The organism is Pseudomonas siliginis (genome assembly GCF_019145195.1).
GTDB classification, from domain to species: Bacteria; Pseudomonadota; Gammaproteobacteria; order Pseudomonadales; family Pseudomonadaceae; genus Aquipseudomonas; species Aquipseudomonas siliginis.
Window position 1 is genome coordinate 1 of the sequence record NZ_JAHSTW010000039.1, and the last position, 382, is coordinate 382.

The following is a 382-nucleotide window of genomic DNA, read 5'->3' on the forward strand; positions in this document are numbered from 1 at the left end:
AGTGGGACGGCGTGAGCCAGAGTAATGCCCACGATCAAGCCGCTTCCCCCAGGAGGAAGTGCTCAACCACGATGTGAGCGTCATGCAGGCGCTGGTAGTAGAGGTTGCGTGTGCAGCCACTCTCAGCCAGACGTGCAGTCAGAGGCGCATCAGGCTGGAAGTAATGCACCTGGACCACCGTCATCAACTCGGGATCAAGGCGTTTCTTCACGATGCGCTCAATGTCCAAGGAGGCCTCCAGCGGCACCCTGCTCCCGCGCCTTCCGCGCACAAGCTGGCCACCGCTCTCCATCATCATGGCGACCATGTTGCCGCCCGAGTAACCGGCAGCCACTTCATCGCTGTGCAGCTCCTGCGCCCATTGTTTGAGAGCCATATCGAT

The 382-nt window shown here is 60.5% G+C and carries 1 protein-coding gene; it reads right to left on the minus strand.

Annotated elements, in window-relative coordinates; translation table 11 throughout:
* Window positions 1–34 precede the first annotated feature (34 nt).
* Window positions 35–382: PA0613 family protein (locus tag KVG87_RS26415; RefSeq protein WP_225931013.1), on the minus strand; the 348-nt coding region annotated here is incomplete at its 5' end.